At 65.3% G+C, this 16,190-nt stretch carries 15 protein-coding genes; 6 read left to right on the forward strand and 9 right to left on the reverse strand.

Going from position 1 to position 16,190, the window contains the following annotated elements; all coding sequences use genetic code 11:
• Positions 1 to 14: 14 nt before the first annotated feature.
• The 4 genes from hrpB to nhaA all read left to right on the forward strand — a co-directional run bounded on the left by hrpB (position 15) and on the right by nhaA (position 6,601).
• Positions 15 to 2,588 carry an ATP-dependent helicase HrpB gene (gene hrpB / locus RFM40_RS24310; protein ID WP_320278392.1) on the forward strand — a complete coding sequence of 858 codons (2,574 nt, stop codon included), beginning with the start codon at positions 15 to 17 and terminating at the stop codon, positions 2,586 to 2,588.
• 402 nt (positions 2,589 to 2,990) lie between these two features.
• The gene (locus RFM40_RS24315; RefSeq protein WP_320226206.1) at positions 2,991 to 4,316 is read left to right on the forward strand and encodes an ActS/PrrB/RegB family redox-sensitive histidine kinase; all 1,326 of its coding nucleotides are present in this window, start codon (positions 2,991 to 2,993) and stop codon (positions 4,314 to 4,316) included.
• Positions 4,317 to 4,526: 210 nt separating this feature from the next.
• Complete coding sequence (locus tag RFM40_RS24320) at positions 4,527 to 5,090, forward strand: ActR/PrrA/RegA family redox response regulator transcription factor (protein ID WP_320226193.1); 564 nt, start codon at positions 4,527 to 4,529, stop codon at positions 5,088 to 5,090.
• A gap of 320 nt (positions 5,091 to 5,410) precedes the next feature.
• Positions 5,411 to 6,601, forward strand: a complete 1,191-nt coding sequence (nhaA, locus tag RFM40_RS24325; protein WP_320278393.1) for a Na+/H+ antiporter NhaA — start codon at positions 5,411 to 5,413, stop codon at positions 6,599 to 6,601.
• Between the two features lie 273 nt (positions 6,602 to 6,874).
• Here the strand turns inward: nhaA and RFM40_RS24330 are convergent, their stop codons facing one another.
• Positions 6,875 to 7,375, reverse strand: a complete 501-nt coding sequence (locus RFM40_RS24330; protein WP_320278394.1) for an MmcB family DNA repair protein — start codon at positions 7,373 to 7,375, stop codon at positions 6,875 to 6,877.
• A 108-nt stretch (positions 7,376 to 7,483) separates the two neighbouring features.
• Between RFM40_RS24330 and RFM40_RS24335 the strand changes: the two genes are divergently transcribed.
• Positions 7,484 to 7,732: a hypothetical protein gene (locus RFM40_RS24335; RefSeq protein ID WP_320278395.1), complete on the forward strand. Its 249-nt coding sequence runs from the start codon at positions 7,484 to 7,486 to the stop codon at positions 7,730 to 7,732.
• Positions 7,733 to 7,837: 105 nt separating this feature from the next.
• Here RFM40_RS24335 and RFM40_RS24340 read toward each other — a convergent pair whose 3' ends face one another.
• From RFM40_RS24340 to cueR, 3 genes are all read right to left on the reverse strand, one after another.
• Complete coding sequence (locus tag RFM40_RS24340) at positions 7,838 to 7,981, reverse strand: DUF1330 domain-containing protein (protein ID WP_320278396.1); 144 nt, start codon at positions 7,979 to 7,981, stop codon at positions 7,838 to 7,840.
• A gap of 39 nt (positions 7,982 to 8,020) precedes the next feature.
• Positions 8,021 to 8,137: a DUF1330 domain-containing protein gene (locus RFM40_RS33855; protein WP_488259961.1), complete on the reverse strand. Its 117-nt coding sequence runs from the start codon at positions 8,135 to 8,137 to the stop codon at positions 8,021 to 8,023.
• An 86-nt stretch (positions 8,138 to 8,223) separates the two neighbouring features.
• Entirely contained in the window at positions 8,224 to 8,613 is a 390-nt protein-coding gene (gene cueR, locus RFM40_RS24345; protein ID WP_292425038.1) for a Cu(I)-responsive transcriptional regulator, read from the reverse strand.
• A gap of 226 nt (positions 8,614 to 8,839) precedes the next feature.
• On the opposite strand from cueR, the gene RFM40_RS24350 reads away from it, so the two are divergent.
• A complete protein-coding gene (locus RFM40_RS24350; protein WP_320278397.1) occupies positions 8,840 to 9,457 on the forward strand; it encodes a L,D-transpeptidase in 618 nt (205 codons plus the stop codon).
• Positions 9,458 to 9,576: 119 nt separating this feature from the next.
• Here RFM40_RS24350 and RFM40_RS24355 read toward each other — a convergent pair whose 3' ends face one another.
• From RFM40_RS24355 to murJ, 5 genes are all read right to left on the reverse strand, one after another.
• Complete coding sequence (locus tag RFM40_RS24355) at positions 9,577 to 10,146, reverse strand: NifU family protein (protein WP_059189708.1); 570 nt, start codon at positions 10,144 to 10,146, stop codon at positions 9,577 to 9,579.
• Between the two features lie 145 nt (positions 10,147 to 10,291).
• Positions 10,292 to 12,613, reverse strand: a complete 2,322-nt coding sequence (locus RFM40_RS24360) for an amylo-alpha-1,6-glucosidase (RefSeq protein WP_320278398.1) — start codon at positions 12,611 to 12,613, stop codon at positions 10,292 to 10,294.
• 134 nt (positions 12,614 to 12,747) lie between these two features.
• Positions 12,748 to 13,239, reverse strand: a complete 492-nt coding sequence (locus RFM40_RS24365; RefSeq protein WP_059189807.1) for a universal stress protein — start codon at positions 13,237 to 13,239, stop codon at positions 12,748 to 12,750.
• 138 nt (positions 13,240 to 13,377) lie between these two features.
• Positions 13,378 to 14,445, reverse strand: coding sequence for a tryptophan--tRNA ligase (gene trpS / locus RFM40_RS24370; RefSeq protein WP_320228205.1), 1,068 nt, complete (start codon positions 14,443 to 14,445; stop codon positions 13,378 to 13,380).
• 132 nt (positions 14,446 to 14,577) lie between these two features.
• Entirely contained in the window at positions 14,578 to 16,182 is a 1,605-nt protein-coding gene (gene murJ / locus RFM40_RS24375) for a murein biosynthesis integral membrane protein MurJ (RefSeq protein WP_320278399.1), read from the reverse strand.
• Positions 16,183 to 16,190: the final 8 nt, after the last annotated feature.

Consider the following 16,190-nt stretch of genomic DNA (forward strand, 5'->3'; position numbering starts at 1 on the left):
GATATGCGGACGCCATGAAGACAGGATTTCTGCCGGAGCTTCCGGTTACCGCCGTGCTGCCGGCGCTCGGGCAGGCACTCGCCGAGCGCAACGGCGCCGTGCTGGTGGCGCCGCCCGGCGCCGGCAAGACCACGCTGGTGCCGTTGGCGCTGCTCGACGCGCCATGGCTGGGCGCGGGCCGGATCGTGCTGCTCGAGCCGCGCCGGCTCGCCGCCCGCGCCGCCGCCCGCCGCATGGCAGAGCTGCTCGGCGAGGAACCCGGCGGCATCGTCGGCTACGCCATGCGCATGGAGAACCGCACCTCGGCGCGGACAAAAATCCTTGTCGTCACCGAAGGCGTGCTCGCGCGCATGATCCTCGACGATCCCGAGCTGCCGGGTGTCTCGGCCGTGATCTTCGACGAATTCCATGAACGTTCGCTCGACGGCGATTTCGGCCTCGCGCTGGCGCTCGACGTGCAGGGGGCATTGCGGCCGGACCTGCGTCTGCTGGTCATGTCGGCGACGCTCGACGGCGCGCGCGTTGCGGAATTGTTGTCGGGCGCGCCGGTGATCGAAAGCGAGGGCCGCTCCTATCTGGTCGACATCCGCTATAACGAGCGGCCGGCCGGTGTGGCGATCGAGGACGCGATGGCCAAGGCGATCCGCGCGGCTTTAGCCACCGAGCAGGGCAGCGTGCTCGCTTTCCTGCCTGGCCAGCGCGAGATCGAGCGCACGGCGGAGCGGCTTCTTGGCAATCTCGGCGCCGATACCGACATTGTTCCGCTCTACGGTCAGCTCGACAACAGGACCCAGGACGCGGCCATCAGGCCGGCGCCCCCCGGCCGCCGCAAGGTGGTGCTGGCGACCTCGATCGCGGAAACCTCGATCACCATCGACGGCGTGCGCGTCGTCATCGATTCCGGCCTGTCGCGGCTGCCGCGCTACGAGCCGGCAAGCGGCCTGACCCGGCTTGAGACGGTGCGCGTCAGTAAAGCCTCCGCCGACCAGCGCGCCGGCCGCGCCGGGCGCACGCAACCCGGCGTTTCCATTCGGCTGTGGCGCGCCGAGCAGACGGCGGCGCTTCCCGCCTTCACGCCGCCGGAAATCCTCGAGGCCGACCTTTCCGGCCTGCTGCTCGACTGCGCCGCTTTCGGCGTCGCCGATCCGACGAGCCTCTCCTTCCTCGATCCGCCGCCGGGGCCGGCGCTCAACGAGGCGAGGGTGCTGCTCAAGGCGTTGCACGCCCTCGACGATGCCGGCCGGCTGACCGAAGCGGGCGCGGCGATGCGCAAATTGGCGCTGCCGGTGCGGCTCGCACATATGGTGGCGGAGGCGGTGAAGAGCGGCCAGGCGCTCGAAGCGGCGACGCTGGCCGTACTGCTCACCGAGCGTGGGCTGGGCGGCGACAGCGCCGATCTGGAACGGCGGCTGATGCGCTTTGGCGCCGAGAGATCGCCGCGCGCCAATGCCGCCCGGCAGCTTGCCGAGCGCCTGGCCAAACCCTCCCCCTTGAGGGGAGGGTCGGCGATCGCGCAGGGCGACGTTCAGCGCGAGAGCCGCGGCGGGGTCGCCGGTCGCGTGCCCGAACCGACCCCACCCCGAACCGCTGCGCGGCTCGACCCTCCCCTCAAGGGGGAGGGTAAAGGCGCTGGCGCGCTCCTCATCCATGCCTGGCCGGATCGTGTCGCCAGGGCTCGCGGCGAGCGCGGCCGCTTCGTGCTCGCCAACGGGTCGGGCGCGATGGTCGACGCCGCCGATCCCCTGGCCGGCGAAACCTGGCTGGTCGTCGCCGACCTTCAAGGCAAGGCGCAGAACGCCCGCATCACCGCCGCCGCGCCCGTCGACGAGGCCGATATCCGCGCGGCGCTCGCCGACCGGATCGAAACACGGCGCGAAATAAGCTTCGACCGCGAGCGGCGCGCCGTGCGCGTGCGCGAGTCCGCGCGGCTCGGCGCCATCACGCTCGCCGAGCGCATGCTGCCGGCGCCGTCGGGCGCCGACGCGGATCGGGCCATTCTGGATGCCTTGCGCGAGCACGGCCTGGCGCTGCTCGACTGGGGCAAGGAGGCCGAGACGCTCCGCCAGCGACTTGGCTGGCTCAATCGCGGCCTCGGCGCCCCCTGGCCCGATGTCTCGGACCAGGCGCTTCTCGACCGCCTCGAAGACTGGCTGCTGCCCTTTCTTGCCGGCGATGCTTCATTCGCGGCGATCAAGCCGGCCGCGCTCGCGGCCGGGCTGATGTCGTTGGTTCCACACGACCTGCAGCGCAAGGTCGACGCGCTGGCGCCGACCCATTTCGATGCGCCCTCGGGCAGCCATGTGCCGATCCGCTATGACGGCGAATGGCCGGTGCTTGCGATCCGCGTGCAGGAGCTGTTCGGCCTCGACCGCCATCCGGCGATCGCCAACGGCATGGTGCCGCTGACGCTCGAGCTGTTGTCGCCGGCGCATCGCCCGATCCAGACGACGCGCGACCTGCCGGGCTTCTGGCGCGGCTCCTGGGCGGAAGTGCGCACCGACATGCGCGGCCGCTATCCAAAACATGTCTGGCCGGAAAACCCGCTCCTTGCCGCCGCCACCAGCCGCGCCAAGCCGCGCGGGACGTAGGCTTGGGCAGGAGCTTTGACGGGCCGCTTGCGTTGGCGGACCGCATACGTTGACGATTGGCGTAAACGCGGATCGCCTCGTCATCCACGGGCGGAGCAAGGAGCGAAGCGACGCAGCGCAGACCCGAGGATCCATTCCGTGACTTCAAAGCGTTGCTACGATGCAGAACTCTGCTTCGCCGCACTTCACGGCCAAGGTAACGGAATGGATCCCAGGGTCTCCGCGACGGAGCTTCGCTCCTGCTCCGCCCTGGGATGACGAAGTTGGGACGCACCAACCAATCCCGAATGTTGACGATAGCGCATCGAAGCTAACGTTAGATCCCCGCCGCCAACGGGCTTCGGACCCGTCAATCCGGAGCGATACCTAGCGCTCTCCCTCCTGCGGCTGTAATCCTTGGCGATGATCAACATTCTGCGCGCGCCCGATACCCAGCAGAGCCAGCGGCTGCGGCTCAACACGCTGATCCGCCTGCGCTGGCTGGCCATCGTCGGCCAGAGCATCGCGGTGCTCGTCGTCGCCTATGGGCTGAAATTCCCGCTGCCGGTCTCGATGTGCTTCGCGCTCATCGCCTGCTCGGCCTGGATGAACCTCTGGCTGACCTTCCGCTATCCCGCCGCGCACCGGCTGACCCCGCTCTCGGCCTTCGTGATCCTTACCTTCGACAGCCTGCAGCTCGCCGGCCTGCTCTATATGACCGGCGGGCTGACCAATCCGTTCTCGGTGCTGCTCTCCGTCCCGGTCGTCATCTCCGCCGCGTCGCTGCCGCTGCGCATGACGGCCGTGCTGGGCGCGCTGGTCATCGTGGCGGCCACGCTGCTGGTGTTCTTCCATTTGCCGCTACCCTGGTACGAGGGCGCGCCGCTGCCGATGCCGTTCATCTATGTCGCCGGCATGTGGATGGCGGTGTTCGCCTCGATCGCCTTCACCGCCATCTATGCGTTCCGCGTCGCGGCCGAGGCGCGCCTGCTTGCCAACGCGCTCGCCGCCACCGAGCTGGTGCTGCAGCGCGAGCAGCATCTTTCAGCGCTGGACGGCCTCGCGGCAGCCGCCGCGCATGAGCTCGGCACGCCTTTGGCCACCATCACCGTCGTCGCCAAGGAAATGGAAAAGGCGCTCGGCGAGGATCCGAAATTCGCAGAGGACGTGAAGCTGCTGCGCTCGCAGAGCGAGCGTTGCCGCGAGATCCTGAAGCGGCTGACCAGCCTGTCCACGGAAGGCGAGGCGCATCTTTCACGGCTGCCTCTGACCTCGCTGGTCGAGGAGGTGACGGCGCCGCACCGCGATTTCGGCATCTCGATCCGGCTGCGTCCCGGCGAGCGCACCGGCCCGGAGCCGGTCGGGCAGCGCAGTCCCGGCGTCATCTACGGGCTCGGCAATCTGGTCGAGAACGCCGTCGACTTTGCCAGGAAGACCGTCACCGTCAGCTGGAACTGGAATAGCGAGGAGGTCTCCTTCTCCATCATCGACGACGGACCGGGCTTTCCGCCGGAGATCATCGACCGCATCGGCGAGCCGTATATGTCGACACGCCAGGGGACCGAGGCCGGCGGCGGCCTCGGCCTCGGGCTTTTCATCGCCAAGACCTTGCTGGAGCGCTCCGGCGCGACGCTCGACTTCCGCAATTCGAGCGGGATCGGCGAGGGCGCGGTGGTGCAGATCACCTGGCCGCGCGGCGTCTTTCTCAACCCCCAGCAGCTGTCCGGAACCATGTTCGACAATGCCTGAGCCTTGCGTCTGCTGCATGGCAGCTCTGTTGCCGGCTGTAAAAATTGGACATTGCTGTTGCAGAATTGTATCTGCGTAAAAGTAAGGCATGTCGCCCAAAACCGTGCAGCGGTTTTGGGATAACGACATGCCGGGAAACAAGAACTTGAAGAGCGTTCGCTACAATCTGTTTCGGCGCGGCGCGCTTTAAGTCGGTAGGATGCTGACGAAATGAGCGCGGACGAAACCACTGGCGCAATGGTTGAAGGCGAGGACACCTCGCTGCTGATCGTCGATGACGACAAGCCGTTCCTCACCCGGCTGGCGCGGGCCATGGAAACCAGGGGCTTCGCGGTCGAGACGGCGGAGAGCGTGGAAGAGGCAGTCGCCAAGGCGCGCGCCCATCCGCCGGCCTATGCGGTTGTCGACATGCGGCTGGGCGACGGCAACGGCCTCGACGTGGTCGCCGCCATCCGCGAGAAGCGCGACGATTCCCGCACCATCATCCTGACCGGCTACGGCAACATCGCCACCGCGGTGACGGCGGTGAAGCTCGGCGCCCTCGACTATCTGTCGAAGCCGGCCGATGCCGACGACGTCTTTGCGGCGCTCACCCGCACCGCGGGCGAGCGCGCGGCGCCGCCCGAAAATCCGATGTCGGCCGACCGCGTGCGCTGGGAGCATATCCAGCGCGTCTACGAAATGTGCGACCGCAACGTTTCCGAGACCGCGCGCCGGCTCAACATGCATCGCCGCACTCTGCAGCGGATACTCGCAAAGCGGGCGCCGCGGTGAACCAGCGTCGTCATCCTAGGGCGAAGCAGGAGCGAAGCTCCGTCGCGAAGACCCTAGGATCCATTCCGTGACCCCGGCCGAAGAACGCAGTGGAGCAGAATTCTGCACCGTTGGCACCGTTCCGATGTAACGGAATGGATCCTCGGGTCTGCGCCGCGTCGCTTCGCTCCTTGCTTCGCCCGTGGATGACGAAGGGGCGGCGTTTCAGCTAATTTTCGAAGCATGCGCCGCCGTGTAACTCGTAAGCCTTGCATCGCCACTGACGCTGCGCATCATTGGACTATAGGTTTCCGGCCAACAGGCTGGGTCAGGGAGGGTCCATGCGAGACGAGCGGCCGAAATCGATCCTTCGCGAATTCCTCGACGGCGAGGCGGCCGGCGGCATCATCCTGATGGCGGCAGCGGCGTTGGCGCTGATCGTTGCCAACTCGCCGCTCGCCGAAACCTATTTCGCCGTCCTTCACGCCTATCTTGGGCCGCTCAGCGTCTCGCACTGGATCAATGACGGGCTGATGGCGGTGTTCTTCCTGCTGGTCGGCCTGGAGATCAAGCGTGAGATGCTGGACGGCCAGCTTTCCACCTGGCCGCGCCGCGTGCTGCCGGGCATCGCCGCCGCCGGCGGCATGGTGGTTCCGGCGCTGGTCTATGTCTTGATCAACCGCGACAATCAGGCGGCACTCTCCGGCTGGGCGATCCCGACCGCTACCGACATCGCCTTCGCGCTGGGCGTGCTCTCGCTGCTCGGCAGCCGCGTGCCGGCCTCGCTGAAGGTGTTCCTCACCGCTTTGGCCATCATCGACGATCTCGGCGCCGTCATCATCATCGCGTTGTTCTATACCGGCGGCCTGTCGCTCGCCTATCTGGCGGCGGCCTTCGCGGCCATCGTCGTACTGATCGTGCTCAACCGTATGCGGGTGATGAGCCTCGTGCCCTATCTCCTGATCGGCGCGGTGCTGTGGGTGCTGGTGCTGAAATCGGGCGTGCACGCCACGCTCGCCGGCGTGGCGCTCGCGCTCACCATCCCGCTCGAGCGTTCTCCCGGCATCGGCCACGATCTGGAGCATTCGCCGCTGCACCGGCTGGAACACGGCCTGCACAAGCTCGTGCCTTTAATCGTCATCCCGATCTTCGGTTTCGCCAATGCCGGCGTCTCGCTCGGCGGCCTGAGCTTTGCCGCCTTGGTCGAGCCGCTGACACTGGGTGTTGCGGCGGGCCTTGTGCTCGGCAAGCTGGTCGGCGTGTTCGGCTCCTCGGCCATCGCCATCCGGCTTGGCCTCGCCGACCTGCCGGTCAATGCCGGCTGGCTGCATATGCTGGGAATCTCGCTACTCTGCGGCATCGGCTTCACCATGAGCCTGTTCATCGGCCTGCTCGCCTTCGCCAACGACGCGGCGCTTCAGGACGCGGTGAAGGTCGGCATCCTCACCGGCTCGCTGGTCGCGGCGCTGCTCGGCGCCGCCGTGCTGCTCACGGCGCCGGCGGCGGGTGGGGCGGAGGAGGACGTGGAATAGGGGCCGGGCCTCGACGCTCATTTCCTCGCCCCCGCGAAAGCGGGGGAGAGGTGGCCCGGCGAAGCCGGGACGGAGCGGGGGACGACCTCCGCGACGCCAAAGCCGATACAAGAAGGGGCGCAAAGCCTGTGCGATACGGAACCATAGAGGCAGCTTGATTCCCAAACGCCGCGCAGGCCCCTCTCCGACCCGGCTTCGCCGGGCCACCTCTCCCCACTCCGTGGGGCGAGGAACCCAAGTCCTGCGAAGCCGCCGCACCCGATCCGTCGAGGATTACTCGCTCTCGCCATCCAGCGCCGGCACCGCCACGCCGGCAAGCTCCGCCGCCAGCAGCCTGGCTGCGCCGGCGCGGGCGATTCTGAGCATCAGCGCCTTGCGCGTCGCGGCGGCCATGCGGTGCTCGGGCGCCTCGCGCAGGATCTCGGCGCCATAGCCGTCGGAGAGGATGAAACCGCACTCCTCGGGAAAAATCTGCTGCGGCACGCCGGGATGCGTGGCGAAGAAAAAGCGGTCGGAATGCAGCCGGTAGTCCGGCCATTTGCGATCGACGCGAAAATCCTCGATCGAGGATTTGATCTCGATGATCCAGATGTCGCCCTGCCGGGTCAGCGCCACGAGATCGGCGCGCCGGCCGGTGGCCAGGGACAGCTCAGGCAGCACATGCGCCCCCATTTCGGTGAGCAAGCGCTGCACGCCGCGCCGCACCAGCATGGCGCGCTCCGACTGGCGGCCGTCGATCAGCGGGTTGAGGGGAATCGGGGAAACGATAGGCATGGCAGCCACCATGCCAGATTTTGTTCACGGTTTGAACCCGTCTAAAGCGGGCGATTGTATATTTGACAAACCAAGCCATGCTGCCTATCGCGAATTCAGGGGGCAGCCATGGCCGACAACAATCAGTACTCGCCAATCATCAAGGGCATTTTTGTCGCGCAAATGCTCGTGGGCAGCGCTTTCGTTTGCTTTTGGCTATGGGCCGGGCAAGCCACAATTCCCAAGCACGGCGGCGGCTTTCAGGTGCTGGACCGTAGCGACGACCCCTTCCTTTACTGGCTTCTTCTGTTAAGCATTGCAGGCGCTCTGATAGCGCTGCCGCTCTGGCATCTCCACAAGGGATCGCCCAAGCGCTAGCGCGACCAACCCCAAACCACTGGACGAAATCAGCAAGGTGTCCATGCCCGTCGGCCGAAGGCCAACCGGTTTTGTGAAGCGGGTTACGCGCCCGATTGTAGAGCCTCACGCCGGCTCCCCGAGGTCCCCTTCGAAGATGAGAAGGACGCGGTTTGACGCCTGTAGCGCAAACCTCCGGGCTTCTTCGTAAGCCGGGTCGTCATAGCAGGCTTTGGCCATTTCCAATGACGGGAATTCGACGACCATCACGCGGCCGGCATCGCGCCTCTACCAGCAAAGGCGGTTCTTTCATGGATTGCTGCGCGCCTGATACTTCTCGCCGATGGGCTTCCACAGCCTGGCGTACTCGGCTTGCGCTTCCTGATCCGAAATCTCGGTGCCGATGATGAGCCAGTATCCCTTCACGGTGAAGCGCTCCTTGCCGCTAAAGTGTTGCTGGCTCGTGAGCTAAGATGAGGATCGGACGCTTGTCCAGATCCGGCACGATGCCATCAGGCAACCCCAGCCATATCGTCCAGTATCGGACACTCCGGCCTGTCATCGCCGTGGCAGGCGTGGATCAGCTTCTGCAGCGTCGCGCGCATCGACTGCAATTCGCGCACCTTTTCCTCGATCGCCCTGACATGGGCGCTGGCGATTTCGCGCACGTCGTGGCTGGCGCGGTCACGGTCCTGATAGAGCGCCATCAGCTGCCTGCAATCGTCGATTGAAAAGCCGAGGTTGCGCGCACGGCGCAGGAAGGCCAGCCGGTGGACGTCGTCGCCGGAATAGTCGCGGTAGCCGTTGTCGGCCCGCGCCGGCCGGATCAGGCCGATCTCCTCATAGTAGCGGATGGTCTTGGCCGGCAGGCCGGAACGCTCGGCGGCATCACCGACATTCATGGCGCTCTCCTTGGTCTCCGGCAGCACTTCCAGCCGCCCCATTGATTTTGCTTCACAATCCTGTGAGCCCTGTTGCCGAAATGCCGCAGTTCGGCACTTACCGGCAGGGAAGGTCTTGCATATAGGCAGTGCGCGCTTGGCAAGCAAAAGAAATGCCAGCATGAATGATGGCGACAAAGCGGCCGACTCGTGCCGCTGATATTTAGGCGGGGCGTCGGACCTATTCATGCGCTTGAAGTCTTTTGCAATCGTCGCTGCTCTTGCGCTCTCGACCGCGGTCAGCGGCTGCAGCACCATCGGCGGGCAATTGTTCAACAACAACTATGGCGCGATGACCGATGCCGGCTATCAGCTGCCGCGCATCCCGATCGAGAAGGTTCCGGCGCGCTACCACCGGCAGGAAGTGCGGTACGATACTTCGGAGAAGCCGGGCACCATCATCGTCGACACCCAGAACAAGTTCCTCTACTTCGTCGAGGGCGACGGCATGGCGATGCGCTACGGCATTGGCGTCGGCCGCGAGGGGTTCGAATGGCACGGCTCCGCCCATATCGCGCTGAAGCGCGAATGGCCGACCTGGACGCCGCCGGCGCCGATGATCAAGCGCCAGCCCGAACTGGCCAAATTCGCAGGCGGCATGGAACCGGGCCTGAAGAACCCACTCGGCGCGCGCGCCATGTATCTGTTCAACAAGGGCGGCGACATGGGCTACCGCCTGCATGGCAGCCCGGAATGGTTCTCGATCGGCAAGGCGATGTCGTCGGGCTGCATCCGCCTGATGAACCAGGACATTATTGATCTCTACGACCGCACTTCGGTCGGCGCCAAGGTCATCGTGTTGTGATCACGAGGGCCGAAGGCAAAAGCTTTCGTGCGCGGACCGTCTAGGCAACAACAAGACGTCCACAGACAGAAAACCGGGCTGTTGGGGCCCGGTTTTTTGTTTGTGCGTTTCTTGCTTGATCAGGCGACTTGCTCGACCTGTTGCACTTCCGGCACGAAATGACGAAGCAGGTTCTGGATGCCGTGCTTCAGCGTCGCCGTCGATGACGGGCAGCCGGCGCAGGCGCCCTTCATGTGCAGGAACACGGTGCCGTTCTCGAAGCCGCGGAAGGTGATGTCGCCGCCATCCTGCGCGACCGCCGGGCGCACCCTTGTGTCGAGCAGCTCCTTGATGGTCAGCACCAGCTCCTCGTCGGCCTTGTCGTAGAACTCGCCCGTCTGGCCGGCCTCGCTCGAAGGAGCCGCCGACGCCATGACAGGGGCGCCCGACATGAAATGCTCCATGATGGCGCCGAGGATCGCCGGCTTCAGGTGCTGCCAGTCGGGACCGTCCTTGGTCACGGTGATGAAGTCGTAGCCGAAGAAGACGCCGGTGACGCCAGGAATCTCGAACAGCCGGCCGGCCAGCGGCGAGGCCTCGGCTGCCGTTTCGGCGTCGCGGAAATCGGCGGTGCCTTGCACGAGCACTTCCTTGCCGGGCAGGAACTTCAACGTCGCCGGGTTCGGCGTCGATTCGGTCTGGATGAACATGGGTATCTCCAAGCCCTTCCCGGGCCGATAGTTTGGAATAATTCTAAATAGGCTCTATCGGCTGGACATTCAAGCGAAACGCGTCGCCCGAACGTCTGGCTGGCGGAATGTTTTTGCCTGGCGAAGCGCTCCAGCCATGGCGCACCTATCCTCCGACTTCCACGCTGAGTTGTCCACTCGTCTTCTGGATGTTCACCTCGGCCCCGTCGGCCGTCCGCCTGAATTCGAGATCGGCACTTGCCTCGCCGACGCGCAGCCCGCGAAGCACGATGCGGTTGACGAAATCGGGCAGCCGCGGCCGCACGATCCGAAGCTTGCCTGCGAGGGCATCGGGTTCCAGGCCGAGGCAGGTGGTCACCATGAATGGCACCGCGCCGGCCGCCCAGGCTTGCGGGTGACAGGCCACGGGATAATGCACCGGCACCTGAAAATCCTTGCGCGGAAAGCCCGCCATCGCCTCGGGCAGCCGATGGTGGCGGAAGTGCATGGCTGCCTCGGCAATTGCAGTGAAGATACGCAGCGCCGCATCGTCCTCGCCATAGCGTCGGCAGCCGGCTGCCAGCAATGCGTTGTCGTGCGGCCAGACGGTTCCGAGGTGGTATCCCACGGGGTTGTAGCGTCGCTCCACGGTCGAAAGCGTGCGCACGCCCCAACCGTTGAACATGTCGTCCTGCATCAGCCGCCGCACCGTTCGGCGGCCCTTGCCATGATCCGCGATGCCGGTCCACAACGCATGCCCGGGATTCGAGGAAACGACCGCGACCTGGCGGCCACGCGCTTCGAGCGCCAGCGCAAAGGCGCCCAGGTCTTCGCACCAGAAGTCGTGGTTGAACCGTGTTCGAAGCCGTTCGGCCTCGCCGCGAAGCTCTTTGGCGCGATCGCGCTCGCCAATGCGTTCGTAAAGGTAGGCGACGGCATGTTTGGCGGCAAACACATAGCCCTGCGCCTCGACAAGCGCGATCGGCGGCTTGGCGATGCTGCCGTCGGTCCTGACGATCGCGTCGGCCGAATCCTTCCATCCCTGGTTGACGAGGCCGCTCTCCGATATGGTCCGATATTTGAGATAGCCTTCGCCATGATTGTCTCCGGCCTTGGCGATCCAGCCCAAAGCCCGTTCCACCGGCTCCTGCAGTTCGCGAAAGAGTCCCAGGTCGCCTGTCCACGCAACATAGCGGCCGAGAAGCAGCAGGAAGAGCGGGGTCGCGTCCACGGTGCAGTAGAACCTGGCATGCGGGACATTGCCTGCGCGAGCGAGCTCGCCGACGCGCAGCTCATGCAGGATCTTGCCGGGCTGCTCCTCTCGCCATCGATCCGTTCGACGTCCCTGATAGCTGGCAAGAAGGCGCAGCGTCTGGGCGGCGATCTCCGGCTGAAAGGCGAGCATCTCATGCGCGACGACCAGGCTGTCTCGCCCGAAAAGGGCGACGAACCAAGGCACGCCGGCGGCGAAGTATTGCCTGTTGCCAAAATCCGATCTGAGCACCGCGAGGTCGCGCAGCGAGCGGTCCATGATGCTGTTGAGCAGCAGGCTGTCGCTGTCGAATTTCGTATGTTGCTCCAGCCATTCTTCGGTGTCCGCCTGAACCTTCCCGGCAAAACCGTCGAGAGCGAACGTCGGGTGTTGGCTCAACTGCCCGGCTTCTGGCCCTTCTGGCAGCTCCTTCACTTCTATGGTGATTGCGATGGTGCGCTTTTCGCCCGACGGCACATCGAACCGGAACTCGGCCGTCGTCTTGTGCATGGCATCGGGTGCCGGCGAGAAGACGATTGTTGCCGTTCTGCGAACGTGATCGGCGCCGTGATAGACAAAATGCAGCCTGCCCTCCCGCCAGACGGGCCGCTCGGACCTGCCGAGATATTTCGGCACCAGCCCGCGCACGTTGAAAATGTCCTCGAAACCGGCGCCGAAGTGCAGGGCGAGCGGAAAGCCATGCGACCCGTTGCCGGAATTCTGGATAGTCAGAACCTCCCGCACGCATGCTTGCTCCGCGTCCAGAATGCGCTCCCAGCGGATGCCGAGCTCGTCCTTGGGGATCAGTCGCCCGCCATCGCAATGGAGGTCAGGATTGGCCAATTCGAAAAGCGCGGCGTAACCCTTTTGCGCAGTCGAAGCCAGCACGATCGGGGGCAAGCCGCCCAATGTCATCTCGTAGCCGCCGAGGAAGCGGCAGTCGTGGAAATAGAGCCCGAAGCCGTGCCCGCCTTTCAGGGGAATCTGCGCGTCGGAAGCGACGACATAGTAGAGATCGAGATTCTTCACGGTAACCGCGCCGGCTATGCTGTCCACCATGGCCGGATGGCCCTTGGCCAGCACGCGGCGCTTGCGCTCCTGCTGCGCATGAGGCGTCTGCCGGGCTCTTTCCTGGGATCGCGCTGCCTGCGAGCGGGGCTGCACCGATGGTCCGGTCGCCTCGCCTTGATGTGTCGACTTTTTGCTTCGGCTTGCCCCGCGCTTCGGTTTGGCCATCAGCCCTCCATTGGAATATCGCCTGTATGACGATTCCAAAATGGCGCGCTGCAAAGCCAGGCCAAGGGGCCGCAATATGGATGCGGCCGCATCAATATGTGTTATGCGAGTGCTTGCCTCGGAACCGCCGCCGGTCAGGCCAGGCTCTCGATTTCCTCGTCGGAGAGGTTCTGCGGCACCACGGTGACCGGGATGGGGAAGGCCGCGCCCCGGCCGGCCACGGCGCTCACCAGAGGTCCCGGACCTTCCTTGCCGGCGCCGGCCGCCAGCACCAGGATGGCGATGTCCTGGTCTTCCTCGATCAGCTTGTGGATTTCTTCCGTCGGTTTGCCTTCGCGCACCACCAGCTCGGGCTCGATGCCGACCTTCTGGCGCGCCTTGTTGGCGTAGCTATCGAGCGCCGCGCGCGCGGTTGCGTTCGCTTCCTCGCGCATGATCTTCTCGACCCCCAGCCAATGCTGGAAATCGTCCGGCTCGATCACATAGAGCAGCACCAGCACGCCGCTGGTGCTCTGTGCCCGCTTCGAGGCGTAGGCGACGGCGCGCTCGCATTCGGGCGTGTCGTCGATGATCGCCAGGAACTTGCGGCGATGGCCGGCTTCGCGGCTGAGGCGTTTAGAGACCATGTCTATCTGCTCGGTATCAATTCGGCCGCAATCTGCCACCGCCACGGACCGGCGGCAAGCCGCCGGCTGGGATGGCGATGCCCCGGACCGGCGCAAGCCGGCTGGGCACGGCGATGGAAGTCAGCGAGGCAGGAGCGATCAGTCCTGCAGCAGGCCGATAATGTCGCGCACCGTCTTCATCGTGCCCTCGGCGATCGCGCGGGCGCGGTCGCCGCCATCCTTGAGCACGGCATCGACATAGGCGCGGTCGCCTTCGATGCGGCGCATCTCGGAAGCGATGGGCGCGAGCTTCTCCACCGCAAGGTCGGCGAGCGCCGGCTTGAATACCGAAAACTGCTGGCCGCCATATTCCTTCAGCACATCGGCCTTCGAGATTTCGGCAAGGCCGGCATAGATGCCGACCAGGTTTTCCGCTTCCGGCCGGCTCTCCAGCCCGTCGACTTCGCTCGGCAAGGCTTCCGGATCGGTCTTGGCCTTGCGGATCTTCTTCGAGATGGTGTCGGCATCGTCCGTCAGGTTGATGCGCGACAGATCCGACGGGTCGGACTTCGACATCTTCTTCGAGCCGTCGCGCAGGCTCATGATGCGCGCCGCCGGGCCGCCGATCACCGGCTCGGTGATCGGGAAGTAGCCGTTCACCGTCTCCTCGCCTATCCTCATCTCGACGCCGACGCCGAGCGCCGCAATGCGCTCGGAGAAGTCGTTGTTGAATTTTTGCGCGATGTCGCGGGTCAGTTCCAGATGCTGCTTCTGGTCCTCGCCCACCGGCACATGGGTGGCGCGGTAGAGCAGGATGTCGGCCGCCATCAGGCTCGGGTAGGCGAGCAGGCCGAGCGAGGCGTTCTCGCGGTCCTTGCCGGCCTTGTCCTTGAACTGCGTCATCCGGTACATCCAGCCGATGCGCGCCACGCAGTTGAAGATCCAGGCAAGCTCCGCGTGCTGCATGACCCGCGACTGGTTGAAGACGATGTGCTTCTTGGGGTCGATGCCGGAGGCGAGGAACGCCGCGGTGATCGACCGCGTCTGGTCGCCGAGATCCTGATAGACGAGCTGCGCCGTCAGCGAATGCAGGTCGACGACGCAGTAGATGCAGTCGGATTGTTCCTGGAGGGCGACGAATTTCTTGATGGCGCCGAGATAATTGCCGAGATGCAGATTGCCGGTCGGCTGGACGCCCGAAAAGACGAGTGGCTTGAAGGCGGACATGAGTTCCTCATGGCTTGTGGAGGGCCGTTTCGCGCGCGGCGAAAGTCTTTCGACGGCGGGCTTATGGACCAATGCAACCGCCAGAGCAAGAGCTTGCTCGGCAGCGAACGCCGTGGCGGAAAGTCTGGCTGACTACTCGTCGAGACTGGGTTTGGATGCAGCCCCGTTCTTACCCGAGCCGCGCTTGACGTTCCTCCGGATCATGCCGAAATCGGCGCCGCCAGTGCCGAAGGCGGCGATGAAGTAGAGCGCAGCACCGCCGGCGACCAGCGCCAGCACCGTCGTTGCTTTCACGACCAGCGGTGACCCAGGTCCGATCTGCGTCGCAAAATGGCGCTCCGCGAAGTAAAGCGCCGCGGCCATGATCACCGCCGACAGCACCAGTCGTGGAATGCGCTTGAGCAACGGGATGTCGCGGCCCCAATGGCCGCGCCTTATCAGCATGCCGAGCAGCATCAGCGCGTTGACCCAGCCGGCGACGGCCGAAGCGACCGCGATGCCCGGCGCACCCATCGACGGGAATAAGGTGAGCGCGGTGGCGACGTTAACGCCGACCGAGATGGCGGCGAAGACCATCGGCGTGCGCGTGTCCTCGCGTGCAAAATAGCCGGGGGTGAAGGCCTTGATCAACACGAAGGCCGGCAGGCCGAGGCCGAAGATCGCCAGGATCGAGGCGACGATCGGGGTCGAATGGTTGGCGGCGAACGCACCGCGCTCATAGACCAGCCGCACGATCGGTTCCGACATCACCCAGAGCGCCGCCGCCGCCGGCAAGGTCATGAACAGCGTGAACTCGACCGAGCGATTCTGCAAATTGGCCGCCTCGATCAGGTTGCCAGATTTCAGCGCCCGCGACAGTTCCGGCAACAGCACGATCGCCACCGCAACGCCGACGACGCCGAGCGGCAGCTGGTAGATGCGGTCGGCATAGGCAAGCGACGACACGGCGCTGTTCTGCCCCGAGGCAATCGCCGTGCCGATCAGCTGGTTGATCTGGGTGATGCCGCCGGTGATCGCGGCCGGCAGCGCCAGGATCAGGAGCCGCTTGACGTTCGGCGTCATTTTCGGCCGGCGGAAGCCGATCGAGATACCGGCATGGCGCACCGCCACCCAGACGATGGCGAGCTGCACGATGCCCGCCGCCAGCACGCCCCAGGAAAGCCCGAAGCCGACATCATGCGCGTCCAGCCCGTGATACCAGGCATAGGCAAGCACGCCGATCAGGATGATGTTGAGGAAGGCGGGCGCGATCGCCGCCGCGAAATAGCGGCGCAGCGAGTTCAGCATGCCCGCCATCATGGCGCCGAGCGACATGCAGATCAGATACGGGAACATGATCGTCGCAAGCCGGACCGTCGTCTCGAACTTGCCCGGAATGCCGGCGAAGCCCGGCGCCACCAGGTAGCGGACGATCAAAGGCATCGCCAGCTCCATGGCGATGGTCAGCGCCAAGAGGGCCGAGAACAGCACGCCGAACACTTCCTCGGAAAAGCGCTTGGCGCCGTCGGTGCCGTGCGTCTCGATCTCCTTGGCGAACAGCGGCACGAAGGCGGCGTTGAAGGCGCCTTCGGCGAATAGGCGGCGGAAGGTATTGGGAAACTGGAAGGCGGCGTTGAAGGCGTCGGCGACCGGCCCGGTGCCGAGGGCCGCCGCCATCAGCATCTCGCGGCCGAAACCCAGCGCGCGGCTCATCAGCGTGCCGGAAGCGACGGTGGCGAATTTCTTGACAAGGCTCATGCGGTGGA

Source organism: Mesorhizobium captivum (genome assembly GCF_033977165.1).
Lineage (GTDB): Bacteria > Pseudomonadota > Alphaproteobacteria > Rhizobiales > Rhizobiaceae > Mesorhizobium > Mesorhizobium captivum.